General features: G+C 31.8%; 31 protein-coding genes. 22 read left to right on the top strand and 9 right to left on the bottom strand.

The window, feature by feature from the left end; all coding sequences use genetic code 11:
* Nucleotides 1–103 precede the first annotated feature (103 nt).
* The 6 genes from M0D21_RS07940 to M0D21_RS07915 all read right to left on the bottom strand — a co-directional run bounded on the left by M0D21_RS07940 (nucleotide 104) and on the right by M0D21_RS07915 (nucleotide 2,689).
* Complete coding sequence (locus tag M0D21_RS07940) at nucleotides 104–313, bottom strand: PLDc N-terminal domain-containing protein (protein WP_248328149.1); 210 nt, start codon at nucleotides 311–313, stop codon at nucleotides 104–106.
* A 5-nt stretch (nucleotides 314–318) separates the two neighbouring features.
* Nucleotides 319–1,164 (bottom strand): hypothetical protein, encoded by an 846-nt coding sequence (locus M0D21_RS07935; RefSeq protein WP_248328147.1) that lies wholly within the window; start codon nucleotides 1,162–1,164, stop codon nucleotides 319–321.
* A 222-nt stretch (nucleotides 1,165–1,386) separates the two neighbouring features.
* A complete protein-coding gene (locus tag M0D21_RS07930) occupies nucleotides 1,387–1,905 on the bottom strand; it encodes a hypothetical protein (protein WP_248328145.1) in 519 nt (172 codons plus the stop codon).
* A gap of 49 nt (nucleotides 1,906–1,954) precedes the next feature.
* Entirely contained in the window at nucleotides 1,955–2,212 is a 258-nt protein-coding gene (locus tag M0D21_RS07925) for a hypothetical protein (protein WP_248328143.1), read from the bottom strand.
* A 4-nt stretch (nucleotides 2,213–2,216) separates the two neighbouring features.
* Complete coding sequence (locus tag M0D21_RS07920; protein WP_248328141.1) at nucleotides 2,217–2,426, bottom strand: hypothetical protein; 210 nt, start codon at nucleotides 2,424–2,426, stop codon at nucleotides 2,217–2,219.
* Nucleotides 2,427–2,455: 29 nt separating this feature from the next.
* Nucleotides 2,456–2,689, bottom strand: coding sequence for a hypothetical protein (locus M0D21_RS07915; protein WP_248328139.1), 234 nt, complete (start codon nucleotides 2,687–2,689; stop codon nucleotides 2,456–2,458).
* 373 nt (nucleotides 2,690–3,062) lie between these two features.
* On the opposite strand from M0D21_RS07915, the gene M0D21_RS07910 reads away from it, so the two are divergent.
* The 4 genes from M0D21_RS07910 (at nucleotide 3,063) to M0D21_RS07895 (ending at nucleotide 8,761) form a co-directional block, all read left to right on the top strand.
* Nucleotides 3,063–4,697 (top strand): helix-turn-helix domain-containing protein, encoded by a 1,635-nt coding sequence (locus tag M0D21_RS07910; RefSeq protein WP_248328137.1) that lies wholly within the window; start codon nucleotides 3,063–3,065, stop codon nucleotides 4,695–4,697.
* 101 nt (nucleotides 4,698–4,798) lie between these two features.
* Nucleotides 4,799–4,936: a hypothetical protein gene (locus tag M0D21_RS07905; protein WP_248328135.1), complete on the top strand. Its 138-nt coding sequence runs from the start codon at nucleotides 4,799–4,801 to the stop codon at nucleotides 4,934–4,936.
* 27 nt (nucleotides 4,937–4,963) lie between these two features.
* Nucleotides 4,964–7,129: a prolyl oligopeptidase family serine peptidase gene (locus tag M0D21_RS07900; protein WP_248328133.1), complete on the top strand. Its 2,166-nt coding sequence runs from the start codon at nucleotides 4,964–4,966 to the stop codon at nucleotides 7,127–7,129.
* Nucleotides 7,130–7,135: 6 nt separating this feature from the next.
* Entirely contained in the window at nucleotides 7,136–8,761 is a 1,626-nt protein-coding gene (locus tag M0D21_RS07895) for a S8 family serine peptidase (protein ID WP_248328131.1), read from the top strand.
* Between the two features lie 177 nt (nucleotides 8,762–8,938).
* Here M0D21_RS07895 and M0D21_RS07890 read toward each other — a convergent pair whose 3' ends face one another.
* A complete protein-coding gene (locus tag M0D21_RS07890) occupies nucleotides 8,939–9,442 on the bottom strand; it encodes a hypothetical protein (RefSeq protein WP_248328129.1) in 504 nt (167 codons plus the stop codon).
* Between the two features lie 81 nt (nucleotides 9,443–9,523).
* The gene (locus tag M0D21_RS07885) at nucleotides 9,524–10,003 is read right to left on the bottom strand and encodes a hypothetical protein (protein ID WP_248328127.1); all 480 of its coding nucleotides are present in this window, start codon (nucleotides 10,001–10,003) and stop codon (nucleotides 9,524–9,526) included.
* Between the two features lie 172 nt (nucleotides 10,004–10,175).
* Here M0D21_RS07885 and M0D21_RS07880 point away from each other — a divergent pair, with 172 nt between their 5' ends.
* Complete coding sequence (locus M0D21_RS07880; RefSeq protein ID WP_248328125.1) at nucleotides 10,176–10,403, top strand: hypothetical protein; 228 nt, start codon at nucleotides 10,176–10,178, stop codon at nucleotides 10,401–10,403.
* 106 nt (nucleotides 10,404–10,509) lie between these two features.
* Here the strand turns inward: M0D21_RS07880 and M0D21_RS07875 are convergent, their stop codons facing one another.
* Nucleotides 10,510–10,773: a hypothetical protein gene (locus tag M0D21_RS07875; protein ID WP_248328123.1), complete on the bottom strand. Its 264-nt coding sequence runs from the start codon at nucleotides 10,771–10,773 to the stop codon at nucleotides 10,510–10,512.
* 29 nt (nucleotides 10,774–10,802) lie between these two features.
* On the opposite strand from M0D21_RS07875, the gene M0D21_RS07870 reads away from it, so the two are divergent.
* The 17 genes from M0D21_RS07870 (at nucleotide 10,803) to M0D21_RS07790 (ending at nucleotide 26,082) form a co-directional block, all read left to right on the top strand.
* On the top strand, nucleotides 10,803–11,279 hold the full coding sequence (locus M0D21_RS07870) for a hypothetical protein (protein ID WP_248328121.1): 477 nt from the start codon (nucleotides 10,803–10,805) through the stop codon (nucleotides 11,277–11,279).
* Nucleotides 11,280–12,286: 1,007 nt separating this feature from the next.
* Nucleotides 12,287–14,212: an AAA family ATPase gene (locus M0D21_RS07865; protein WP_248328119.1), complete on the top strand. Its 1,926-nt coding sequence runs from the start codon at nucleotides 12,287–12,289 to the stop codon at nucleotides 14,210–14,212.
* A 147-nt stretch (nucleotides 14,213–14,359) separates the two neighbouring features.
* On the top strand, nucleotides 14,360–14,896 hold the full coding sequence (locus M0D21_RS07860) for an ATP-binding protein (RefSeq protein WP_248328117.1): 537 nt from the start codon (nucleotides 14,360–14,362) through the stop codon (nucleotides 14,894–14,896).
* Nucleotides 14,880–16,382, top strand: a complete 1,503-nt coding sequence (locus M0D21_RS07855) for a PIN domain-containing protein (RefSeq protein ID WP_248328115.1) — start codon at nucleotides 14,880–14,882, stop codon at nucleotides 16,380–16,382. The genes M0D21_RS07860 and M0D21_RS07855 overlap by 17 nt, the downstream gene beginning before the upstream one ends.
* Nucleotides 16,360–16,755 carry a hypothetical protein gene (locus M0D21_RS07850; RefSeq protein WP_248328113.1) on the top strand — a complete coding sequence of 132 codons (396 nt, stop codon included), beginning with the start codon at nucleotides 16,360–16,362 and terminating at the stop codon, nucleotides 16,753–16,755. Before M0D21_RS07855 ends, M0D21_RS07850 begins: the two co-directional genes overlap by 23 nt.
* 138 nt (nucleotides 16,756–16,893) lie before the next feature.
* Nucleotides 16,894–17,805: an HNH endonuclease gene (locus M0D21_RS07845; RefSeq protein WP_248328111.1), complete on the top strand. Its 912-nt coding sequence runs from the start codon at nucleotides 16,894–16,896 to the stop codon at nucleotides 17,803–17,805.
* Nucleotides 17,802–18,185 (top strand): (deoxy)nucleoside triphosphate pyrophosphohydrolase, encoded by a 384-nt coding sequence (locus tag M0D21_RS07840; RefSeq protein WP_248328109.1) that lies wholly within the window; start codon nucleotides 17,802–17,804, stop codon nucleotides 18,183–18,185. The genes M0D21_RS07845 and M0D21_RS07840 overlap by 4 nt, the downstream gene beginning before the upstream one ends.
* A 90-nt stretch (nucleotides 18,186–18,275) precedes the next feature.
* Nucleotides 18,276–18,962 (top strand): nucleoside/nucleotide kinase family protein, encoded by a 687-nt coding sequence (locus tag M0D21_RS07835; RefSeq protein ID WP_248328107.1) that lies wholly within the window; start codon nucleotides 18,276–18,278, stop codon nucleotides 18,960–18,962.
* A 143-nt stretch (nucleotides 18,963–19,105) separates the two neighbouring features.
* Nucleotides 19,106–19,849, top strand: coding sequence for a hypothetical protein (locus M0D21_RS07830; protein WP_248328105.1), 744 nt, complete (start codon nucleotides 19,106–19,108; stop codon nucleotides 19,847–19,849).
* A gap of 21 nt (nucleotides 19,850–19,870) precedes the next feature.
* Nucleotides 19,871–21,253 (top strand): AraC family transcriptional regulator, encoded by a 1,383-nt coding sequence (locus M0D21_RS07825; RefSeq protein ID WP_248328103.1) that lies wholly within the window; start codon nucleotides 19,871–19,873, stop codon nucleotides 21,251–21,253.
* 28 nt (nucleotides 21,254–21,281) lie between these two features.
* Nucleotides 21,282–21,674 (top strand): hypothetical protein, encoded by a 393-nt coding sequence (locus M0D21_RS07820; protein WP_248328101.1) that lies wholly within the window; start codon nucleotides 21,282–21,284, stop codon nucleotides 21,672–21,674.
* 128 nt (nucleotides 21,675–21,802) lie between these two features.
* Nucleotides 21,803–22,363, top strand: coding sequence for a hypothetical protein (locus tag M0D21_RS07815; RefSeq protein ID WP_248328099.1), 561 nt, complete (start codon nucleotides 21,803–21,805; stop codon nucleotides 22,361–22,363).
* 186 nt (nucleotides 22,364–22,549) lie between these two features.
* The gene (locus tag M0D21_RS07810) at nucleotides 22,550–22,975 is read left to right on the top strand and encodes a hypothetical protein (RefSeq protein ID WP_248328097.1); all 426 of its coding nucleotides are present in this window, start codon (nucleotides 22,550–22,552) and stop codon (nucleotides 22,973–22,975) included.
* 117 nt (nucleotides 22,976–23,092) lie between these two features.
* The gene (locus M0D21_RS07805; protein WP_248328095.1) at nucleotides 23,093–23,710 is read left to right on the top strand and encodes a chorismate mutase family protein; all 618 of its coding nucleotides are present in this window, start codon (nucleotides 23,093–23,095) and stop codon (nucleotides 23,708–23,710) included.
* 305 nt (nucleotides 23,711–24,015) lie between these two features.
* Complete coding sequence (map, locus tag M0D21_RS07800; RefSeq protein ID WP_248328093.1) at nucleotides 24,016–24,780, top strand: type I methionyl aminopeptidase; 765 nt, start codon at nucleotides 24,016–24,018, stop codon at nucleotides 24,778–24,780.
* Between the two features lie 86 nt (nucleotides 24,781–24,866).
* Complete coding sequence (locus M0D21_RS07795) at nucleotides 24,867–25,397, top strand: CIA30 family protein (protein WP_248328091.1); 531 nt, start codon at nucleotides 24,867–24,869, stop codon at nucleotides 25,395–25,397.
* 196 nt (nucleotides 25,398–25,593) lie between these two features.
* Entirely contained in the window at nucleotides 25,594–26,082 is a 489-nt protein-coding gene (locus M0D21_RS07790) for a phosphoribosylaminoimidazolesuccinocarboxamide synthase (protein WP_248328089.1), read from the top strand.
* Nucleotides 26,083–26,158: the final 76 nt, after the last annotated feature.

The raw sequence follows: 26,158 nt of genomic DNA, 5'->3' as shown, positions 1-26,158 counted from the left end.
TCATCCTGAGCTTGTCGAAGGATTGGCAATGAAAAAAAGAAAATAAGTACATCCTGAACCAAGCTGAGGGGTCCAGTGTGACACTACCATTCTTCACCTCACGTTAATCACGATTTACTTTCTGTTTAGCACCAATTATAAAATACAATATCGAGCCTATAAGATTAAAACATAAGACCACAACCACCCACACCAATTTTTGGTTGCTGTCTTTAAAATCATTCCTCACTATGTCGATAAGTGCCAACAGCGGTAATAGAAGTACCAATAGGGCAAACAATAGTATCGTAATTATTTGAAAATCGTTTAACATATTTTTTAATGTTGATCTTCATCATTATCTCGATCTTCATTTGCTAAAGTAAAAACATGCTGAATCCCACCAGAACCTGCACCACTGTTACCACATGGAGAATAATATCCAACTGCGTGAATCAAATAACTTCTATCCCAATCGGCACTTACACCTACACCCAAAGGTGAAATGCTCACACCAATTGTCCCTGTTCCTTTGCCGTAGGTTTCCCAACGGTACTTTCCATTCCCTACATGTTGTACACTTTGTTCTATTTGTTCATAGGTACCCACAGAGTTATTTGCTGTTCGCTCTGTGGTCACAGTAATTTTTCCATTACCATTTTGATCATGTTCTACTTTGACCAGCACATTAAATTGCCCACCTATATTTGAACTACTTGTAGCATAATGTGATATCTTGTTTCCGCACATATTTCCAGTCTGTTGACCTCCTCCAGTATTAGTATCACAAGCTTGTGCAGGATCAAGAATAGTGGGAGGGCATGTTTCGGATGGTATAATAATCATGGTATTGCTAGCAGATTGAAACACCCTGTCACCATTAGAAGACTTTGCATGATCCTCTATTTCCCAAAAATTTGAAAAATCAAAAGTATAGAAAGTATTATCTTCCAACCCCTTTTTATAATCTCTCCTAAATTGATTAAACTCCTCGACAGAATCAAAATGTAGAACAGGTTTATCACTTTTGGCAAAACTTGGAGGTTTTAATCCTGATATATCTTCTACTCCCATTTCTTTTAGCTGTTGTTCAAAACTTAGTTGAGGGCTGTCCTCCAATTCTTCTTGAGAACAACTAATAACAAGTATGCAAATTAGAATTGTAGTTAAAAATTTAAAATTCATAGTTTTAAAATTTAGATTAATATTTAATTAAAATGGTGTGTGTTTTTCAAGGTTTTATATCAATGCAATAGTTCCCACAAAAGATTAATAAACTTTAGATTTAGCAATATGTATCCTGAAGCTTTCAGTATACCTTTTAAGAGGCATAAGAAAACTGACCTTATATTTTTCTAAAATGTGGTGCTTACAAAATGACTTAAATAACTCTGAAGACTTTAAGTCCTATTCTTTTACATATTTGAACTCTGCAGACATGGTATTAAAGGCAAAATCAAAATTTATGTGTACGCTGTTGCTTCTATATTTTAAAGTGACAATGTTCTCGTTATAAGTTGTAACATCTATCAGTTTTGTACTTGTTGAATTTTCATACTCATTATGGATGACCTGTAAAGTATCTGCAGCCAATATTCGATATGGTGTCCCGTACTTCTTATTAAGCGTATCAAATAACTCCTTAGTAATTTTTTTCTTTACATTAAATGAACCTCTATTGATAATATTATCCTTATCAGTTCTTATAGCTAAATGAGAAAAAGGTAATCCTAAAAAATAACATGGGTTACGAACCTCAAAATAATTATACTCTTCATTTGGTAAATTTCTTTTTTCAAAGGCATAAGGTAGAGAACCAATTTCCTGCCCCAAATATTCTCGAAAATCTATTTCTTGAGAAAATGCTTTTGCAGAAAACAATATGCAAAAAAAGACAAATACTAGGTGTTTCACTATTTTTTTCATTCGCACAATTTATTATTTTTTAAATATATCAACTTTTGTTCCAACACTGTTAATTTTCATAAAATCCAAATGTAAATTTGGTGGGTTTATCATATACAAAACTCTGTACCGTGGTATCATACAGCACAGGAGCTTCTAATGCTTTCATGGTATTAATAATACGATATACTGTAGTTTTAGAAACCCCAAGTTTTTTTGATAACATTATAGGAGAACCTGTGGCTTGCATACGAATAAGTTGATCCATTCTAGACATAACTTCTATTTGTTGTAATATAATATTCATTCTATCGATTTTATTTTTCATGCGCCTATCTTTTTTGCATACGTACTTCTTTCTCAATACGCATTAGGGTATTTTTATACAATGTCACTTTATTCATTTCTATATCGAGCAAAGAATTCATTTGTACCATAATTTTGTGTACTATATTATGATGTACCTGTAGACGCAGTGCTATTTTTTGATCTGCAACTGTTTGTTGTTCTTGCGATAGTTGTTTATAGTATTTGGTAAGCATAGGTTAAAAAATTGAATTGCTGGTAAAACTTATACAACACATGCATCTGTTTTTAACAGAAAAATGTTTCTAGCTTTATATATAATATCTATAGTATCGTCTATAGCCTTACCCTTATCATACAATTTCATGATCCAATGGTAAATGATCATTTCATAAGGTTGGCAATGCACCAAACGATACATAAATCTATCTATTTGCAGATGTAGGGCTGCTAAAATGGCATAGATAAATTGGTGTTTATAATAATTTGCTTTTGACATCTCGTGGTGTATTTTAATGAGTCAAAAGTATACTATGGTAAAGGTGGTTGCAAGGGAAGTAAGTCCAGATTCCGGAATCTATAGTTGAAATTCTGGAATTTGTTTTACGATTTTTCTCACTACAGGTTTTCCAGTAATTCTCAATAAAATATGTGATTGGAATTAAAAAGACAATCCTATTTTAATATGTTTTTCAAGGTCAATTTGATTAATGTCGAATTTAACAAATTAACATTCAGTACATAAAAAGTTATATTTGCATCAAAAATACTCGATGAACCTTAGAAAATATCTAATATTTATTTTATTAGTCACGTTTCATTTTAATAATTATTCACAAGATTCAAAAAGTCTTAGTAAAGAACAATTATTAATGGATAAAAAGTATGAAAAGATTCGTGAAAATTTCTTCAATAATATAGACACAAACAAGCTTATTGCAAAGCAATATGCAAAAGAGTATCTTAGAGATGCAAAACAAAATAATGATAATGCTAATATTGCAAAGGCATATAGTTTACTAAGCTGGTCTAGCGAAAGGTTGAGTGACCAAAAAATCCAATACCTAGACAGTGCAATTGCTTTTGGTAAGAAGGTTAACCGAAAACATTTTCCGGAATGTTATTACACAAAAAGAGGGATTGCCTATAAAAATAGGGGAAACTTAAAAAGAACTTTGGACGATTATCTTGAAGGACTAAATTATGCTAAGAAATCTAATAATGAACTTTATATTTTTGCTTTAAAACATAATATTGCTTTACTAAAAAGAAAATTAGGGAAATACGAAGAAGCAAAGGTTTTATTTAAAGAATGTCTCGAGCATGAAGAAATGATTAAAAATAAAACCGAGGCAGATTCATTATCATACTTAATAACTTTAGCCGATTTAGTTTCTGTTTACCGGCTTAATAAACAGCTAGATTCTGCTATCATATTAAATAAAAAAGGAGCAATATGGGCTAAAGAGACAAAAATCTCCAGTTTATTTAGTTTGAATGATGGAATACACGATTATTATAAAAGTAATTATCAAAAGTCTAAAACCAAAATTGAAAGGGTACTTCCTTTCTTCTACAGTTATAAAAACGAACCTCTTTTTCAAGATTATAACCTAATTGACGCCTATATACATCTAGGGAAAGTAAATGTAAAACTAAATAAATTCGAAGAAGCTATAGCTTCTTTTAAGAAAGTAGATTCTATCTTGAAAACCATGAATTATGTAATTCCAGAAGGTAGGTTAGCATATGTGGAACTCATTAAATATTATGACTCTATACAAGACTTTGAAAATCAATTAAGCAATATTAATCGACTTTTAAGTATTGATAGTATAATTAACCGAGATTATAAGTCTGTTAACGATCAATTATTATTAGAATATGATGCAAAAGAACTTATTGAGGATAAAGAAGCAATAATTAGTTTGATGAATAAAGAAAATACTAAGTTTAAAAATCTAAATTTAGTTCTGTTATTAGTTGTAATTGCAGCTATTACAATAACTTTTTATCAATACAAAAAACGAAAGATATATGCCAAAAGGTTCAATAACTTAATATCCGATCAACCTAAAATTGAAGTTCACAAAGATTCGAATAATGATACGATAAGGCAACCTGTCTTAAACGATATCGGAATCTCGGAAGATATAGTTAAAGCATTATCCGAAAAGATAGATCATTTTGAGCAAAATTTAGGTTTCTTAGAATCCAATATAACTACAAATAGTTTAGCTAAAGAATTTAATACCAACCCCAAATACATTTCAAAAGTAGTACGGTTTTATAGGCAAAAGAGTTTTGTCTCCTATATAAATGATTTGAGGATAGACTATGCATTAGAAAAATTAAAAACAGACAGTAAGTTTCGAAAATATACTATTAAAGCTATTGCTCAAGAAATAGGATTTAATAATACTCAATCGTTTTCAACATATTTCCACAAAAAGAATGGGATTAATCCCTCTTACTTCATTAATAGACTTGAAAAAATAAAACATTAGCCAACAAAAACACACTACAAATTCCGGAATTTGTAGTTGTAAAAATTTAATTAATATGAATTTATACTAATTTTGATATCAGTAATATAAAATTAACCGTCATGAAAAAATTAGAATTAAAAAGGATTACAGTCGTTAAATTGTCAAGAGATCAGTACCACAAAATTAAAGGAGGTGAAGAAAAAACAGAAAACGGACAACTAGGTTGTCATAGCAATAATAATAACCCTACATGCTAATTTAAATTCACTTTTTCAATTCAATATATGAAAAGAATCATTTTGTTTTTCCTTATTGTTTCCTGTTCCAGCAATCATAATAATCCTCCCTCAATTTCGGCCGATGAGGCTATAGATTACTATCATGGGATGGAAATTAAAGACCCATATAGAAATCTTGAAAACTTGAAGGACACAACAGTTGTAAATTGGCTTAAGGAGCAAGAAAACTATGCGTCTTCATTTATCACTAAGATTGATAAAAGGAAAGAATTGATAGAGAAATTGAAAAATTTTGATGATTTACAGACATATAATACATGGGGCGAAATCATAACTAATGATGGACAGTACTTTTATGGTAAAAAATTAAGAGGAGAAGATAAAAATAGTCTCTATTATAGAAAAGGATTTAATGAAAAAGAAATTTTGCTATTTAATCCTGATGATTTTTCTAGAAATAATGAGGTTTCATATCAAATGAATTTTTTTAGACCAGATTGGAAAGGTGAAAAAGTAGCTTTAAGTTTGGTTAAAGAAGGAGAAGAAGTATCTCAGATTATCGTTGTTGATGTTAAGACTAAAAAAGTGTTATCGAAAGAAATTAAAAATTGTTCCACTTCATTGGGGGGAATTAGATGGTTACCTGATAATTCTGGTTTTATCTGCATTCATCTTCCAATCACCGAAACAACACACCCCGACTATCTTTTAAATACACAATCTTTTTATTACAACATTGAAAATGATGGTGCTGCAATACCAATTGATGTTTTTTCAAAAAAGAATAACCCAGAACTTAATTTAAAACCAGAAGACATTCCAAGAGTAATTATACATAATGATTATGAAGATTATGCTTTTGGGGAAATTGGTGGTTCATCCCTGTTTTATGATATGTATTATACGCCTATTGAGAATCTTCTAAAGCCTAATACTAAATGGTCTTTGTTGTATACCCAAAACGATAAGGTAAAAAAAATGAGATTGGATAAGGAAGGTAATATTGTCTTTTTATCGGCCAAAAACGCTTCCAATTATAAGTTATGTCGAACCAACTTTGAAAATCCAGATTTTGAAAACCCTGAGGTTATAATTCCCGAAAGCGATATTGTTATTGACGATTTTGTAATAACTAAAGATGGTATTTATTTTACTCGTATAAAAAACGGGGTTCATGCAAAATTATATCATATAGCAGGTAGTACAGAGAAAGAAATTAAATTGCCAAAAACTTCAGGGAAAATTACTATTAGAACGCAAGGAAGAAAAAATAGTGATTTACGAATATATAGTGGGGGGTGGATAAGTGATAATGAGGTATACAACTATAATTTCAAAGAAGATACTTTCACGGATGTCGGTCTAGACCCAAAAGTGGAAAATACTGAGTTAGAAAATTTGGTAGTCGAAGAAATTGAAATAGAATCTCATGATGGAGTTAAAGTTCCATTATCCTTAATATATCCCAAAGGAACTAATAAAGATAAGAACAATTATACATTATTTTATGGGTACGGTTCTTATGGAGGAGGTGTAAAGCCTTTTTACTCTACTGGTTTGTTAACTTGGGCATTAGAAGGGGGTATAATAGCCGTAGCACATGTAAGAGGAGGTGGAGAAAAAGGAGAGAAATGGCATAAAGCAGGCTTTAAAACGACCAAGGCGAATACATGGAAAGATATGATTGCATGTACTGAATACATGATTAGAGAAGGGTATACCGTTCCTGAGAAATCTGCTATTTGGGGAGATAGTGCTGGTGGTATTATGGCTGGTAGAGCTATGACAGAACGTCCTGATTTATATAAAGCAGTATTATTAACCTCTCCCGCGCTTAATATGGTAAGATGTGAAATTCAACCAAATGGACCGGATAGCGTAAAAGAATTTGGTACAGTCAAAATAAAAGATGAGTTCGAAGCTTTGTTGGAAATGGACTCTTATCATCATATCAAAGAAGGAGAAAAATACCCTGCTACTCTTGTAACTGGTGGAATGAAAGATGGTCGTGTTGTAATTTGGGATCCTGCTAAATTTGTTGCCAGACTACAGGCTGAAAATGGTTCCGAAAATCCCATTTTGTTTTCAGTTGATTTTGATCTGGGACATTCTGCTATGAATGCTTCTCAAATGAAGTTTTATGATTTTTTTGCCAAACCGATATCCTTTGCATATTGGCAGTTAGGTCATCCTGACTACCAAATTCAATAAACTTTGATGAAATTCACTTTAGTAGTAGCCCTTTTCTTTTCAGTTTTTGCAACTGCTCAAAAAATTGAGTTAGGGAATCTTATACCAAAACAACAAAAACTAAGCGAACAAGAAAAAAAAGATTGGCATTTTAAAGATATCATAGATGATACCATCCCGGGTATAAGTCTTAATAAAGCCTATAAAGAATTACTAAAAGACAAAAAGGGTGATACAGTGATAGTGGCTGTGTTAGATTCTGGGTTTGATATCAATCATGAAGATCTAGGAGATAATATCTGGAAAAATTCCAAAGAAGTTTCTGGAAATGGATTAGATGACGATAACAATGGCTATATAGATGACATACATGGGTGGAATTTTTTGGGCAATGCTACCCAAACTATAGTATATGAAAATTACGAATTTATTAGGGTTCTTAAAAAATTAAAACCTAGGTTCGAACACATTAATGCTAATACTATTGATCCTAAAGATCAAATGCTTTATTCGCTATACCTAAAGGCTCAGAAGGAATTGGATAAAAACATTGCTCTTTTAAAAGAAGATTATCAATTCTTAAAAGATGTGGTTGATGCAAGAAAAGCTATAGATCAGTATCTTTCCAGAACCGATTATACTATAGAAGAATTATCCCAAATCGACCCTAAAGGTGATACTTTACTCCAGAAACACATCAAAGAACGTAAATCTTCCTTGCGATATAATATGGATAAGGATTGGGAAGAGTACTTCAAGAAGGTAACAGAAATAAAAGAAAAATATAGTTTAAATATTCATTATGATGGAAGGGAGATTATAGGAGATAACCCCGAAATATTAGGAAATGAGCTCTATGGAAACAATGATACTGAAGGGGATCTTGAACTAGAATCTCATGGAACCAATGTTGTAGGAATCATTGCTGCCAATAGAAAAAATGATATTGGTATTAATGGCGTGACCAACCTTGTTAAAATAATGGTAATAAGAACCACTCCAAGAGGAGATGAATATGATAAAGATGTTGCTAACGGTATTATATATGCTGTAGATAATGGAGCTAAGGTTATCAACATGAGCTTTGGCAAAGAGTTTTCACTTAATCATAAATTGGTACATGAAGCAATTAAATATGCCGAAAAAAATGATGTCCTCTTAATATCTTCAGCTGGCAATGAAAGTAAAAATATTGATGAAATAGATTATTACCCAAACGACTATGATTTAAGAACAAAAAATGAAATTGCCAATAATTTCATAAGTGTTGGAGCTTCAACTTTTAGCCCTAAGCACTTGGTAGCTTATTTTTCAAATTATGGAAAAATGAATGTAGATATTTTTGCCCCGGGATATAATATTTATACCACTGCTCCAAAAGATACGTATGAAACCAATGGAGGCACTTCGTTTTCTGCTCCCATAGTTTCTGGCATTGCTGCACTTATAAAATCTTACTATGCGAACTTATCAATGTTAGAAATTAAAAATATAATTTTAAACTCAGGAGTAGATTACAACAATATTCTTGAACTTAAACAAGATGATGGGACAAAGAAATCTATTCCCTTCTCAGAACTATCCAAATCAGGCAAAGTAGTAAATGCATATAATGCCTTATTAATGGCAGAACAAATGTCTAAAAGAAAATAAGTTATTTTTTAATGCAAAACCATTGAATTTCAAAAAACGAAACTGTCATATAGTATTCTTGTGCCATAAATGTGTTTAACATTAAATTACACAAATATGGCATTAGAAAATTTGATCAGTGTTTCGTTTAGTCATGAAGAATTAAAAGAGTTGGATGAACTCATAGAGTACTAATAATTACAAATCTTGTAAAAAGCCTTTTCCAAAAATGATGCGTGTTTTATGAAATGAATCTTGCGTATCTCCTATAATAACCTCTATATTGTATTTAGGTTTATTCCAAATAATAAAAACTGGAGATTCTTCAAAATTACATTGTTGCAAATCGTAACTATACCCTTCTGCTTCAAAAAATTCATCGTTATTTTGTGTTTTATCTAGTAAGGTCTTATTACCTTTTTTATACATCTTATCTGGTTCTCCGTGTTTTTCAACCATTGATAAATAAAAGGACTTATCAATTATTATGTCAACATAAAAACTTACACTATTTATAATACCTCGTTCATCTGTAAATAGAAAAAGCATATTGTATGGTTGATTTAAATATTGATCGTTGGTATCAATAGTATAAATCCCTTCTATATAATGTTCAGCTTCAGGAACAGTATTGATATGTTTTCCTATAAACTCTAAAGGAATATTTTGTATCATACCATAAAATACTAATATTAATTTCATTTTAATTGTACAATCCTCCCCTGCATACCCTAATGTTAATTTAAAAACCTTGGTAAGTTTCCTTACCAAGGTATGATTTTATTAATCAACATTTCCCATTTGTATGTGAATGGACTTATTTGTTAAACCTTCATCCTGTTTACATAGGAACTTCACCGTAAAACTGTTCTTATTCCAAATAACATACAATGGTTTTTCTTCAAACGTACAGTTCTTTAAAGTATATGAACTCGATATAGCTGTAATCCCTTTTGATGAAACGGGGTTGTTAAAAGTCTCTTGATCTTTTTTGGTCATTTGATCGGGTTCACCATATTTTAATATTAATTTATCGTAAAGTGATCTGTCAAAAACACCGTTAAGAATAAAAGAAAACTTTTGTATCACATTATTTTTGTCAGTTTCTATAAGGATAAGATGATGCATTCGATCCATAAACACAAAATCCCCTTCTACACTGTATGAATTTGAATAAAAAGAGTAAGATTCTCGTTGTTCTAATTCATATGGGAAGTTGTCAATAGATTGATATAAATAATCTTCAAGTTGTAAAGCGTTCATAGATGGATAAGTTAATAATATTAAAAACAGTGTCCTATTATTTATTGACAATTTGTAGGTTCAAAAGAATTAAAGAACAACTATTTTTTGATAGACAATGATATGAAAACTATCTAAGATCAATATATTTGAATATATACTTTTACAAGTATTGTATTTATATACCATTATCATGAAAACAGAAGTTGAATTGCAATTATCATTAGCTCGAGTTGAAAAAATTATTGAAAGAATATCTAAGCTTAATAATCCTCCGGAAGAATTGAAAATTGAAAATGAAAATTATCGATTACTTTTAGAACAGCAATATGTGTATCGCTGGATATTAGAGCATAAAGGTTATGATTTTATTGACGCCTACGATAAGCTCGAAAAATATCTGAATGAAATAGAAAATTAAATCATCACAAATAGCTCTTGAATAAAATAAGGACTACCATATTCTTTAATCATTAGATCAAAAAATAATCGATCTATAGTTCCTTCCAAATAAATACTTAGCGACTCTATAAAGTCATTTTCATTAGTTTAAAAAAAAAAGATTGATATTGTTGATTAAGAAAATAGCCCGCTTCTTCCAGCAAATAAATTTTAGAATTCAATTGGTTTTTATCTTCTAAAAGTACAACATTCGGCAATTCACTGATATGCTTACCAATTAAACCTGTATTAATGGCAGAACAAATGTCTAAAAGAAAATAAGTCATTTTTTTAATGCAAACCCTTCGAGTTTCAAAAAACGAAACTGTCATATCGTATTCTTGTGCCATAAATATGTTTAACATTAAATTACACAAATATGGCATTAGAAAATTTGATCAGTGTTTCGTTTAGTCAAGAAGAATTAAAAGAGTTGGATCAACACATGCTTGGCATTCAAAAAATCTTTAAGGGTAAAACGGTAAACCTTACTCCGTCGCAACGACAACAATATGGTAGTATTGGCAACCACAATAAATTAATTGTAGACAAAGCCAAAAACTATATGGAGCAACACCCGCAGTGGATTCCCAGATTTTTAGACAAAGAAGAGTTTGATAAAGACCATGCTGCCAGAGAGCAAGTAGAAAACAGAGTACAATTGCTTAACAATTTATCGCAACAGTTACTAGATACCAAAACCTTACTCGATCATGATAATTATACCAATGCCTTAAGTTTTTATCGTATGATGCGTTTTTTAGCGGGCGAAAACGAACCTGGTGCAAAACCGGTATATGAAGATATGAAGGTACTATTTGCCAAATCGAATGGCACTACTGCCGAAGAAGAGTAATATATGGCATTTAGGCTATTCTTTTTGAAACAGTCTAAAAAGTAATTGTATGATGTCAAACTAAGCCTGTCGAAGTTTTTAATACTTTGATTTTCAAAATGTCTTCGACAAACTACAATTGACGTATTGTATTCTATAAATGTTGATTTTCATTACGACTTTTTAGTTCAGCATTTAAGATAAATAGTTTTGATTCAACCTTCTTTTCATTTTCTTTACTCGCCCAAAGAAAACGAAACAAAAGAAAAGGCGCTTTTTCAAGGTATTTTTCAGTTACACTGAAAACCAAATTTGTTTTGCTAAAATCTTTCCAAGGCTTCAAGATTTTTTACACAAAACAAATCTTATACTGGTGAAAAAGATTTTCAAAGCTCTGCTTTGTAACGTTAGTTTAAACAATGGATAAAATTCATTGAATATCTAAGACTGACAAACCCAGACTTTTTGGGTTTGTCAGTCTTTTTTTATGGGTTTACTTACCACCAAGGGGGTGGTCTTGAACCCCTTTTATGCGGTTAAGAACCCCTTCGAACCGGTCTCGAAGTGTCTCCAAGAGGTTCACAACTGTTCTTAATGAGTTACCCTAGTGTTTACAAGCGGTTCTGTAGTGCTTCTATGGGGTTATACAAGTGTTTCGTATGGGTACAATGCCCTTTACAAGTGGTTCTATACTGTTTGTTAGAGGTTGTACAACTGCATCGAAGGTATCTCACACCCTTTATAACTACTATAAGGATACTACTAACCTATCTAAAACCCTTTCTTACCACTACCTCAACCCATAAGAAAGATTATACAATGGTCTAGAACCAATATATAACCTTTTACAAACACTACTATATAGCTTGGTAGTAGTTATACATATGCTTCACACATTTCTAAATCACTTTTACAATGTGTTACGGTATCCCGTAATATATTCTCTTCGTTTTCTGGTAATATTGTTGGTTATATAGATATATGGTTACCTTTTGTAGCTATTTACATTAAAATCAACAACAGAAAGAATGATAATAGGATTACTTTTACGATACATAAAAACATATCAAGGAATAAATTATATTCCGATAACAAGTAAAGATAAATTTTGTGGATTCGTTGGTAATAATGGAATAGGAAAAAGTTCCGTTTTAGAAGCTCTCGACTGTTTTTTTAATGATAAGCAATGGAATTATAATATCACAACTAAAAGGAGTGGATTTTCCGTAACAACACCATTAATTACACCTTTATTCCTAATTAAAAAAGATAAAATTTCGGAAAGCAACAAACCGATATTAGAATCATTGAGTAATACAGTATGGGACTTGCAAGAAAGTGACATTCCAAGTATTAACAGACCTCATTTTAAAACATTTCAATCCCAAAGAACAGAAATAGAAAGAACTTATAAAAAAGAAGAATATTATTTATTCCCTTTAGGTATTGACCACAAAGGCAATTGTGCATTAAGTATTTTTAACTGTAATAAAGTGGCAATTACACTTTTCCCTGAAATAGGAGTTGGTAATCAAAATTTAACACCTGAAAATATAGAAAGTCTTAAACCAATACTAAAAGAAATTAAATCTCTTTACCAATATATTTACATTCCTAAAGATATTGATCCAGCAACATTTACTAAACTTGAAACAACTGAAATTCAAGCGTTAATGGGAGAAAGTTTGTTTGAAGTCCTAGAAGAAAGAGTTCCGCAGAGTCAGATTGCACAAATTAATAGAAGTTTAAATCAATTTTTAACTACATTATCTGAAGAACTTGATATTTACTCTTTTAGAACACCAACAGATAGACAGCAAAATTTGCGTAAAAATGACATTTACAAATTAATAATTGATGCCTTTTTTACAATTAGAAAACTTCATAAAAAACAAGGCAAACACTGGTTGGAAATTACCGACTTAAGTAGTGGTGAAAAGCAAAAGGCGATTATTGAAGTTACACATAGTCTTATAAAGAATCATAGAGAAAATACTGACAATCTAATTATTGCAGTTGATGAACCTGAAAGTTCGCTTCATATGTCGGCTTGTTTTGACCATTTTATGAAAATGAGTGAAATTTCGGATGAATCACACCAATTCCTTTTCTCTACTCATTGGTATGGGTTTTTACCAATTATTGAAAGAGGTAGCGTGACTGCTATAAGCAAAATCGAACAAAATCATCGCTTTGACTTAATTAGTTTGGCGAATTATAGAGAGATGGTTAAACAACAAATTAGAGATTCAAGGGGACAACTTCCTTATGACATCCGTCTCAAAAGTATGAATGATTTTGTACAATCTATAGTTACTTCTATTCTTGATGAAAATCCATTTAATTGGATAATTTGTGAAGGTAGTTCAGAGAAAATATATTTTGACTACTATTTCAAAAATTTGAGAAGTGAAAATAAATTGAGAATAATACCAGTAGGTGGTGCGAATGAAATAAAGCGAATTTATGAATATTTGGTTGTGGCAATTGATGAATTCAAACGTGAAGTAAATGGAAAGATTGCATTTATTCTTGATACTGATTCTGAGTTAGTTCAGTTTGAAACTCAAAATACTTCAAATATTTTTATTAAAAGATTGGTTAATGTTGACAATGAAACTAAATTAATTAACATTAATTCTAATCCAAAATCACCACCAACGGAAATAGAAGACTCATTGAATGGCAAGGCATTTTATAAGGTATTAAAAAAATATAAGTCTCAATATCCTGGTTTACTTTCGTTTGTAAACGTCGATATAGAAAAAAGTGAAATACCTTCTTATTTTGCTCTTGATTTAAGACCTAGTGAATATGAAAATCTTTTAAATTTCTTCGATTCAGATAATATAAAATATGATTTTGCTAAAGAGTTTATAACTGAAATAAGCTCTGAAATAGAATACATTGAAATGAATTGGATTAATGAAATAAGAACATTTTTTGAAGAATAACGCAAGCTAAAAATGTTTAGAAGTAATAGCAGTTTAAATGAAAATATAAACATATAACAAAGGTCAGTGCAAAATCCAAAGTTCTGTGAGTAAGAATCCGCTACTAATCAGAGCAGGGACTATTGTGCGACATACTAAACCAACTCTATGAATGATAGGAAAATAATATTTATCGGAGGAATCCATGCAGTTGGCAAAGGGATGTTTTGTAAAGAATTGGCACAAAAATTCAATTTTGAGCATTTGTCAGCAAGTCAAGTATTAAAATGGAATGAAATAAGTGATCCTAAAAACAAAAAAGTTCAAAATTTCACTACAACACAAGATAGATTATTGACTAATCTAGATAGAATTATTAAGTCAAATAAAAAGTACTTACTCGACGGACATTTTACTTTATTAAATTCAAACGGAGAACCTGAAAAAATTGATGAATCTACATTTATTGGAATACAACCAGAATCCATAATATTATTGACCTGTGAACCCAAAATAATCTTTGAAAGATTAAAACAAAGAGATGATTCTATATATAAATTGAGCGTTCTCGAAAAAATGCAACAAATGGAAGCAGAACACGCTAACTATATTTCAAAAAAATTAAAAATACCTCTATATACAGTTATCGATGGAAACGCTGGTTCTATAATTGAATATTTAAAAAATTATGAGAATACTAATTGATACCAACATAATTATTCATCGAGAAGCTAATCGAGTTGTAAACGAAGATATTGGATTACTTTTTAATTGGCTTGATAGATTAAAATATGACAAATGTGTTCATCCTCTTTCAATTGAAGAAATTTCTGGTCATCAAGATGAGAATGTAGTCAAAACAATGAAAATTAAAATTGCTAACTACAATTCGTTAAAAACAGAATCGGCAGATGACCAACTAATAACTAAAATAAGACAAACGGATAATTCACGCAATGATTTTATTGATACTAGTATAGTAAAAGAAGTTTACAATAATCGTGTTAATTATCTAATAACAGAAGACAGGGGAATACACAGAAAAGCCAAATATTTGGGTTGTGCAGAAAAGGTTTTTAAAATTGATGCCTTTTTGGAGAAATGTATTGCTGAAAATCCTGAATTAAAAAGCTATCAAGTATTAGCGGTAAAGAAAGAATATTTTGGTAATATCAACATAAATGATAAATTTTTTGAGTCTTTTAAACAAGATTATAAGGAATTTGGAGATTGGTTCAACAGGAAAGCTGACAATGTTTCTTACGTGTGTATTACTGATGGAGATGTAAAAGCATTTCTATACTTAAAACAAGAGAATAGCGATGAAATTTATAAAGACATCGAACCTCCGTTTCCTCAAAAGAAGAGACTTAAAATTGGCACATTTAAAGTAACTTCTACAGGATATAAATTAGGGGAAAGATTTCTTAAGGTAATATTCGACAATGCTTTACTATATGATGTTGAGGAAATTTATGTAACAATCTTCGACAAAAGAGATGAACAATTAAGACTTATATATTTACTTGAAGATTGGGGGTTTAAACATTGGGGAATAAAAACAACGTCCAATGGTGTTGAACAAGTCTTTGTTAGAGAATGCAAACCCAGGCCTAACATTCAACTACCAAAATTATCTTTTCCTGTAGTGTCAAGAAACACGACTAAATGGATTGTACCAATCTATCCACAATATCATACCGAGCTATTTCCTGATTCATATCTAAATAACGAATCACCAGAAAATTTTAGTGAAAATGAGCCTTATAGAAATGCTATTAAAAAAGTTTATATTTCACGTTCTTTCAACAGAAATTTGAATAGCGGAGATTTAATACTTTTTTATAGAACAGGAGGACATTATGCTGGTGTAATATCAACAATCGGAGTTGTTGAAAATATAGTGACTAATATTCGTGATGAAAATCATTTCATAGAACTTTGCCGAAAACGGAGTGTGTTTGATAATACAGAACTAAAAAAATATTGGAATTGGAACAAAAATAATAGACCATTTATTGTTAATTTTTTATACATTGACTCATTCCCAATGCCAAAAGTTAACTTAAAGAGATTGAGGGATTTAAATATTATACAAAACGCACCACGTGGTTTTGAACCAATAAGTAATGCTAAATTTGAACAAATACTAAAAGAAGCAAGAGCCAATGAAAGTTATATTATCCATTAAACCGGAATTCGCGAACAAGATATTTAACGGCACTAAGAAATTTGAATTTCGCCGAACATTGTTTAAAAATAAGGAGGTTAAAAAAATTGTTGTTTATGCATCTGCTCCTATCAGCAAAGTAATAGGGGAATTTGAGATTGATAGAATCTTTCATGAGGAATTAAACCTATTGTGGAATCAAACATCAAAATTCTCAGGAATTTCACAAGACTATTATATGCAGTACTTTAATGGAAAAGAAAGTGGTTATGCAATAGAAGTTAAAAATCCGAAAAAATATAAAACTGAACTTTGCATAAAACAAAATTTTGGATTAAATCCGCCACAGTCATTTGCCTATCTACGAGAAAACAATTTGCACAACATTGTATAAAAAACATAGGTACGTTTAAGCGATAAAACGAAACTATAAACATAAAACAAAGGCAATACAAAGTCGAAAGATTTTTGAATAGAATTCTGTTTCTACCCATTCATGAGAACGTTATAAGCAACTACCAAAACCAAATAAATGTATTATTGGGTAAATCAAGGAAAAACCTATAAAGAAGAAAAAGAAGGAGGTTATTTGTGGGCTCCGACTCATAATAGTTCTGGGAATTCAGTATTTCATTGGGACAATATGACTAAGCTTAATCCCAATGATATTGTTTTAAACTATTACAAAGGTTATTTAATAGGCTATTGCATTATTGCATCTGAATACTTTTTAGCATCGCAACCTAAAGAGTTTAATGTAGATGTTGAATGGCAGACCAAAGGCTATATGATCGATGCTAAATATTTCCTGTTTAGTACACCTTTGGACATTAATAAAGTTTATAGCAAAATTGAGCAATATTTACCTTCAAAATACGCACCACTTAATAAAACTGGAAATCCTTCTAAGATTAAAGCCAATCAAGGCTATCTCTATAAATTAAATTGGGATATTGTAAAAGTTATATTTGATTTAGCAAGAGTACGTCTAGATGATTACACTAAACCCATACAGACGGTTAATGAAGAGGCTTCTAAATATAATACTCCTAAACAAACAACAAGAGAAAGTTTAGTTATATCAAGAACTTGTCAAGGTGAATTTAGGCAACAAATATTAAAAAGGTGGGACTATAAATGTGCGGTTAACGGAGTAACCATTAAGGAAATACTTATTGCGTCTCACATTGTCCCTTGGAGAGAATCTAGCGACCAAGAAAGAATAGATGTTGACAATGGCTTGCTATTATCGCCAACATATGACGCTCTTTTTGATAGATGTCTTATATCTTTTGACGATGATGGCCAAATTCTATTGTCCGGTTCAATGAATAGAAATAATTTTTCTAAACTTGGCATAACAGGAAAAGAGAAAATCAACAACCTAACCGAAGGAAATAAAAAATACTTAAAAAGGCATCGTGAAAAATTAGTTAACTTATGATTAAAGTAGTTTGCGGAATCATATACAAAGACAATAAAATATTCCTGTGTAGGAGAAATTCAGAAAAACAATTAGCAGGATATTGGGAATTTCCAGGAGGTAAAATAGAAATCAATGAAAAACCTGAGCAAGCTCTAATAAGGGAGCTATATGAAGAGATTTCAATGTCTGTAAAAGTCTTAAATTACTTTGCAAAAGTGACTCATAAGTACGAAAAAATAACCATTGAACTTATAGCATACAAATGTGAATTTATTGAAGCTGAATTCAAATTGACCGATCATGATCTATACGAGTGGTTAGATGTACATCAGATAAAAAATAAAAAACTAGCCCCTGCTGATGTGCCCATTTTACAAAAACTATTACATAGCAATTAAAAACTGCATACTACAATTTGTATATTGCGTAAGCCGCCTAAAGCAAGTAAACGCATCATTCCAGAGACACTAACAATACTAAATAAAATTATGGGAATTTTTGACTTTCTAAACTCTAAACCTTCTGTCGAAAAGCTAACCAGAAGAATTGTAAACTTTGTTTATAATGCAGTACAAACTGAAAAAGGTGTTCGAGTTGAAGATGCCATTTGTGTTATGGCGACAATTGTAGCCGAAAGGTGTATTACAACTGCAAATGAGTTTTCAATTTATGAACATGATTTTGAACCAGGTTCGGCAGTGTTTTCTGAGAAAATGAATGAACTTCTTGTTGGTCCTGTAGCTGTTGACCATTGGAATGACCTTCCTCCAGAATCTGTTTTTGCAAGAATAAAAAGAAAACTAAATTCCCACTTTGATAAGGTTCCTTTCCCTTCACTACAAACAATTTTTGAAACGTATGCAAAAAATGTAGGAGCATCAGAATGGGGATATCTTACTTTGAGCGTTCCCGACGAAAACAAACCTTTTATTTTACCTTTACAAGCAGGCTATGAAACAAGAAAATATGTTGATCAAAACATAAATCTTGAAAGTGATGAAAAAACATTACGAATTGTAATAAACGCTTTATGCCATATTCTCATAGAAACTAAAACAGCATTAGATGCATCTATTTCTTTGGCTTTGACATTTGAGATCATAAACGGAATGTCAAAAACCGCAACAATGACAGACAAAAAGATGATGGAATTACAGGCAGAAATGAAAAAGTAAAGAATTTCCTCTCATAAGGTATAAAAGCAATAGTAGTTTAGGCGCAAACTTAAACCGCTATTTTGTTTTTAATTTAATATCTTTCTGCAATAAGGTAAGGATTTATAGGTCCACCTACATTAAATTAAGAACATATCCCAAAAATGATCAAACAAAAGCTTTTACCCCTATTGCTATTATGTATTTGTGTAAGCTGTTCCTCGCAGAGCAAAAAAATTCCTATAGCCATACAATTAGATACGATTAACACTACAGCAGATCTTACAAAATATAAACTACCGTCGTTCACTTTTGAGTATGATAATGACGCTAGACTCATAAAAATGATCGATTCTATCAAAAAAAGAGATACCTATCGGGTAAGAGAATTATTGTTTACTTATGACCAAAAAGGTAGGTTACAACAATATACCTACACCATAAATGGTGAACTAGACGATGGCCATACCGTAACCTATGATAACAATACGGTGACCATGTCATCGATGAATAAGCTAGGGGGCTATACCTACACCTTCGAACTAGATCGATCTAATAAGATCATCAAAGGTAAAAGTATACATACCAATGCTTATTTTAATTCTTCTATAGCACCCACCTATTATGATGATGGAAGCATTAAAAAAGGGGGAGATTTTAGTTATATCTATAGCGATGACAAAGGTGTTTTTGCCAATATAAATATGGAGCCCTGGTGTCGTGTGTTTTTTGAAAAACTAATCACGTTATCACTGCAAAAAAGAAACGTTACCACAAGAACAACCTATAAAAGTTCTGATAATAGCGTATATGCTACCAAAAACTACGAGTACGAGATCGAAAATAACTACCCAACAAAACTGCTCAATGGTAAAGTGGTATATAAAGTCATCTATAAGAACGATTAAAATCGATTAAACCAAAACACAATGTCGCAAACAAGACAAGAATATCTTAAACGCCTCACTATTGTGTTGGACTATATAGAACAAAATCTCGACGCCGACTTATCGCTAGCATCGTTATCTCAAAAAGCACATTACTCACCATATCATTTTCACAGGGTATTTGTAACCGTGGTTCATGAACGCCTAAACGAGTTCATTACCAGAAAACGTATAGAACGTATCGCCTCTATACTCCTGGTAGCACCAAACACCCCCTTAAAAAAGCTGGTCTATACCTACGGTTTTAATAGTGACAGCTCGTTCTCAAGAGCGTTTAAAAAATACTATGGCTGTACCCCTACCCAATTTAAATCTGAAGGAAAAAAAATATTGAGCAAGATTGGTATAGTGCCTTTTTCATCTCAAAAATACATTTGCTCCATTGCTAATCATAAACAATGGATACAAATGAATGCACAAATTACCATACAAGAACTCCCAGAGATACAACTTGCCAGTATATCGCATATAGGAGAATTTGATAAGGCAGGTACTATGTTTCAAAAACTAATGGCATGGGGGCACCAAAAAGAAGTACTCGACACTTCAAATTTTAAAGCCATTACGGTATATCACGACAACCCCAATGTTACAGAAACTACAAAAGTACGATTCAGCACCTGTGTGACTATCAACCAAGACATTCATCCTGATGGCGACATTAGGCAACTCACCCTAGGCAAAGGGTGGTATGTGGTTGGGCATTTCGAAATTAAAGCCGAAGACATATCCCTGGCATGGAAAAACATGTGTATCTGGGTGATCGAAAACGGGTATGAATTTAGAGATGCAGACTATTTTGAGACCTATCATAACGATCACCAAACACACCCTGAGAAAAAATGTATTATAGACATTTGTATCCCTCTGGTAAAAACTAAGGACATGAAAGCTGAAGAAATACAACCTATAGCGGTTTCAAATCCCCAACAAAACCTGGACTATCATGAATTGATAGGCTATATGAAACACTTACGAGCCTTTTTTCATAAAGAATACGAAACCCTGTTTACACTTGGTAACATTTATAAGGGAAGCCCAGAGTATTCTTATTTTTCGCTCACCACCGCCGAGTTAAAAAAACAAAAACTTAAATTTGTGATCATCCTCAATCACAAATCACTCAGCTTTTCGATTTGCTTGTCGGGTCAAAATAAAAGCATTCGTAAAAAGTACTGGAACATGTTTAAAAACAGTGATTGGGATCGCTATCATCTGGCGGCGTCGATCGATAAAAGTTTATCGATACTCGATCATACTCTGATTGAAAAACCAGACTTTAAGGATCAAAAAAAATTGACCGCAACCATTGAGACAGCGGCGATGAAGTTTATACGAGAACTTCAAAACATATTGGAGCACTAAAGATACTAGCACGATAAGAGAAGAATATATGAACATTTATTTTTTAATTGCAGGAATACTATGTGTACTCTTAGGGGTGGTGCACTCTATTCTTGGGGAGTATTTAATTTTTCACCCCAAAAGAGAGAAAGGGAAACTGGTGCCCACCAAAACGAATCCCGGGTTGAGAGAACGGCATTTAAGAATTATTTGGGCTACCTGGCACCTGGCCTCATTCTTTGGTTGGTGTATAGGAGCCTTTTTGGTAAAAATAGCAATGGCACCCACTACCCTAGATACAGCGTTTACCAATTTTATGATTACGGTAGCAGCGATAACCATGTTTGCTTCTTCGGGGTTAGTGCTTCTAGGCACAAAAGGAAAACACCCGGGGTGGATTGTACTCTTAGTAATCGCAATCTTGCTTGTCATCGGGAGCTAAAACAGTATCAGCTTGTGATTAGCTATGTGATAAAACTTGCACCTCATCTATGTGCGAATCACCAATATTGTTATTTTTATACACATGTAGTTGCTTTTTGTGACTCTATATCTAATTTATAACCAACTATGAAAAACATATTATTGGTAATCATTCTGACTTTTATTTTTTGTTTGAATTGTAATGCGCAAAACCACAAAACAGTGGTTTCAAATTTTATAGAAGCCTACAACAAAAAAGACTCTATTACAACCTTCAAATATCTTCATAAAAATTTTGTTGAGCATTTCGAACTAATTTCTGATACTGCCATTGCGAGCAAGTCAGATTATTCTAACAATTATGCATGGGGAAAAGTAATGAATGATAGGATGGAATTTGAATTATTACAAACTGATGACAATTGGGTAGAAACAATGTCAACATATTATTCAGATAGGGATAGCTTGCTAGATGTAAGTCCTTATAAATCGATTAGAAAATATATTATTGTTGATGGACAAATTCTTAAAATAATAGAAAGTAAATTTTCGGGATACAACAAATACGACAATCCAAGAAGAGATAAATACAATAAATTCTTTGAATGGCTCTTAAAAAAACACGGATTAACTATAAGTGATTTTGAATATGATCAAAAAGGTGCTGAAAAACTAAAAAAAATACTACTTGAATATTCAAAAGAATAATGATAATACTATATGCTTTCATACGAACTAAGTAATCAATCGAATGGTTCTTGTATTTTTAGTACGTTGTAATGCTTGTAAAAACTAAATTTAGTAACCAATACACTACAAAAACGGAAAAGCTAGGTAACATTTTGCTTTGTTAAAACACATATATCAAACTCTAAATATGAGTAAAATCTACAAATGATTGACTTAAATAAAAACACGGATGAAATTAAAGAGTTTTTAAGCTCTTCAATTAACCGATTCATAAAAGAAAATCAAATACCTAAAGCTATTGGAATTTATTGTTGCCCTTGGTCTGGATGGATAACAACGAACTTTAACATCACTAAGAAAGTTGAGGAAACCTCAAACAATTGCCCAGATTTTGAATTTGTAGAATTTGATTTTCTTGAATTAGCGGAATGGGAAAGTGAATACGAAAAAGACAATCCTGAATTCAAATTGAACGGAGAAATACAATACTATAATGATGATTTAGGAGATGAAAGTTTAAATGAATTTATATTTGAGTATTTAAAACCTATTGTATATGAATTGACGAAAAATTATGATTCAGATTTTCTTTTACAAATGTTGGATAGTACTAAGGCTGAAATTATTTAAAACCAAAGAACAATAGGATATATGACGTCATAACAAAGTCTTGTATCAATCTTCCGATAGAATATTTTGGTACAATTCTTGGTCGATAAAGGAGAAACCAAACTACTGTATCAAGCCATGACAAAGACGCTCCAAATAATCTGTGTTTTCATCTTTTCATCGTGTTCACTTACAAACGCCCAACAAAATGAACAGGGAGACTACATCGTGTTAAAAACAGGTGAAACCCTCTACGGTTCGGTTTCTTATATAAACGAAAAAGCAGTAAATCGAGGATTTCATAAAAAGATTAGGTTGACAAATGCTAAGGGAAAAACAAAAAAATACAAACGCGAAAACATCACAATGTTTCGAGTAAATGGAGTTAACTACCAAAGTTTTTGGCTGTCTCAACCTAGGCAATCGTTCCCGCCTAGTTCACTTGTAAATCCAAGATACAACATAGACTTCCGCAATGGGAAACTCTACTTTTTAAAGGTCATTAGCACAGGGAAATTGAGTCACTACGAACTTGAGTGGTTCGACCAGGGAGATAGCCAATTATGGTCAATGACACTCCTTAAAAAAGCAAATGACAACTATTTTATAAGAGCAAACCAGGGAATATTAGGGCTTAAAAAAAAGGTGTTACGACGGTATTTTGCAGACTGCTATGAACTACAGCAAAGTATACAAAATTCAGAAATAAAAAAGGTTTGGCAGGTCGTAGAAGCGTATAACAACAATTGCAATTAACGTTTAAAAACGATTTTATATTTTCGTTAGATCACTTCAGCTAACAAAAATTATCATAGTCCAACTTGCTTCTTCGGGATTAGTACTTCTAGGCACCAAAGGAAAACACTCGGGGTGGATCGTACTCTTAGTAATCGCAATCTTGCTTATCATCGGGAGCTAAAACAGTATCAGCTTGTGATTAGCTATGCGATAAAACTTGCACCTCATCTATGTGCAAATCGTCAATATTGTTATTTTTATAAACATATATAGTTACAAAAAGCAATTATATATCTAATTTACAGTCAATTAAAAAAAATGAAATGTCGATAACAAAAGAATCAGAATTAATCGGAATGAAAAAGGTTAGTGAGGTCGTTGGGACTACACTAAAGATGATGAGGGAATATGCCAAAATTGGTATGACAACCAAAGAGCTGGACGAGTACGGAGGGAAAATATTAAAAAGTTATGGTGCTAAATCTGCACCTAATGAAACCTATAATTTTCCAGGATACACATGCATAAGTGTAAATGAGGAAGCCGCCCATGGAATTCCGTCCGAGTTAAAAAAGCTTAAAGGAGGTGATTTGGTCAACATTGATGTTTCGGCAGAGTTAAATGGTTATTGGTCTGATAATGGAGGTTCCTTTGTACTTGGAAAGGACATACATAACCACCAACCTCTTGTGGATGCTTCCAAGGACATCTTGAAAAAAGCCATTTACAGTATTAAGGGAGGGGTGAAAATATCAGATGTTGGATTACTAATAGAAACGGAAGCAAAAAAATGTGGTTTTAAAGTCATCAGAAATTTAGCCGGACATGGAGTCGGTAGAAGTCTGCACGAAAACCCCGAAAATATATTAAACTACCGAGTTAGGACAAATCGAGAAAGATTTAAAAAAAATACGACTGTGGCAATTGAAACTTTTATCGCTACCAAGTCCACTGTTGCGGTTGAATTAAATGACGGTTGGACTTTAGTTGGCAACAAAGGTGGTTATGTAACTCAACATGAACAGACAATTCTAATCACCGATAAGGAGCCTTTGATATTGACAGACTCCAACGAAATTTGGACATAAAAACTGGCTACAATAACACCTATACGCAATACCCTTCGGGATACTGCGCTTAGCCAAAACGTTATACATACTAAAAAAGAAATCTTATGATGAAATTGATGGTTATGATGGTAATGTTCACACCGATGGCTACACCTATAATTTTTGACTTTACACAAAAATCAAATCTAAAAGATTGGGTTATTGTTGATGATGACGTTATGGGAGGGAAATCGTCGGGCTCCTTTGCGCTAAGCCCCGAAGGACATGGTCTTTTTAAAGGGGTAATATCATTAGATAATAACGGAGGGTTCTCTTCGGTACGGTATAAATTCGATAGAAAATCGGTGAAAGAATTCACTAAAATCGTTCTTAAAATAAAGGGGGATACAAAAAAATATCAGTTTAGAATAAAATCTAATTCACAGGATTATTATTCCTATATCACTACCTTCGAAACAAATGGCAATTGGCAAGAAATAGAAATACCGTTACAAAGTATGATTCCATCATTTAGAGGAAGAACACTCGATAAACCAAATTTTTCTGGTGATGCTATTGAAGAAATAGCTTTCTTAATAGCCAACAAAAGAGTAGAAAAATTTCAGCTACTTATAGATAACATAGTATTAAAGTAAATCGAGTATTAGAGCTATATACAACAATGTATATAAAAATTGAGCGTATGGTAAGAACAGTAACAACTTATTACCTTAAACAACATTAAAACATACGCCTAGCATATTTGTTGATCATCAATATTGTTATTTTTACAGAAACATATTAGAAGAATGTGAACCCTATAAATAAGTTTATATTCATTGAAAAACCGAAATGGAACAGGAAAAAACATTTAAAACAAAAACAGGATTCTGCCATATCTTAGCTGATAAAATAGTTTTATCAAGAGATGGGATTGTTGGCAACGTAGCAAAAGTGACCGTTGGAAATAATATCACCAGAATTCTAATCATTTATGGAATAATTACCCTTGGACTTTTCTATTTCGCTTTCAATGCATTTCAAAATGGTCAAACATTACAACCCATTATATTTGGATTACTCGGCCTTTATTTGATTTATGGAATTTTTAATAGTCTTAATAACTCTGCGATTCCTATAATTGACCGAAAAACAGTTAAAGATATAAGATTCAGAAAAGGAATTAAAAGATTAACACGTTCGAGATTTGAAGTGATGTTTCAAGATGAGAACGGAAATATAAAAAAGCGATTAATTATGCTCCCAGGTTCCATGACTAATGGCCACAACGAAACCGAAAAGGCCATTAAAATAATGAAAGAAGAAAAGCTATTGAAATAGAAAATAAAGAAATGTCAACACCATAAATAGCAAATAGAGAATTAGACGATTTCGACAAATTTGCTGCCAATTACAA

Source organism: Aquimarina acroporae (assembly GCF_023195925.1).
Classification (GTDB): domain Bacteria; phylum Bacteroidota; class Bacteroidia; order Flavobacteriales; family Flavobacteriaceae; genus Aquimarina; species Aquimarina acroporae.
This window is presented reverse-complemented; position numbering and strand designations above follow the sequence as displayed.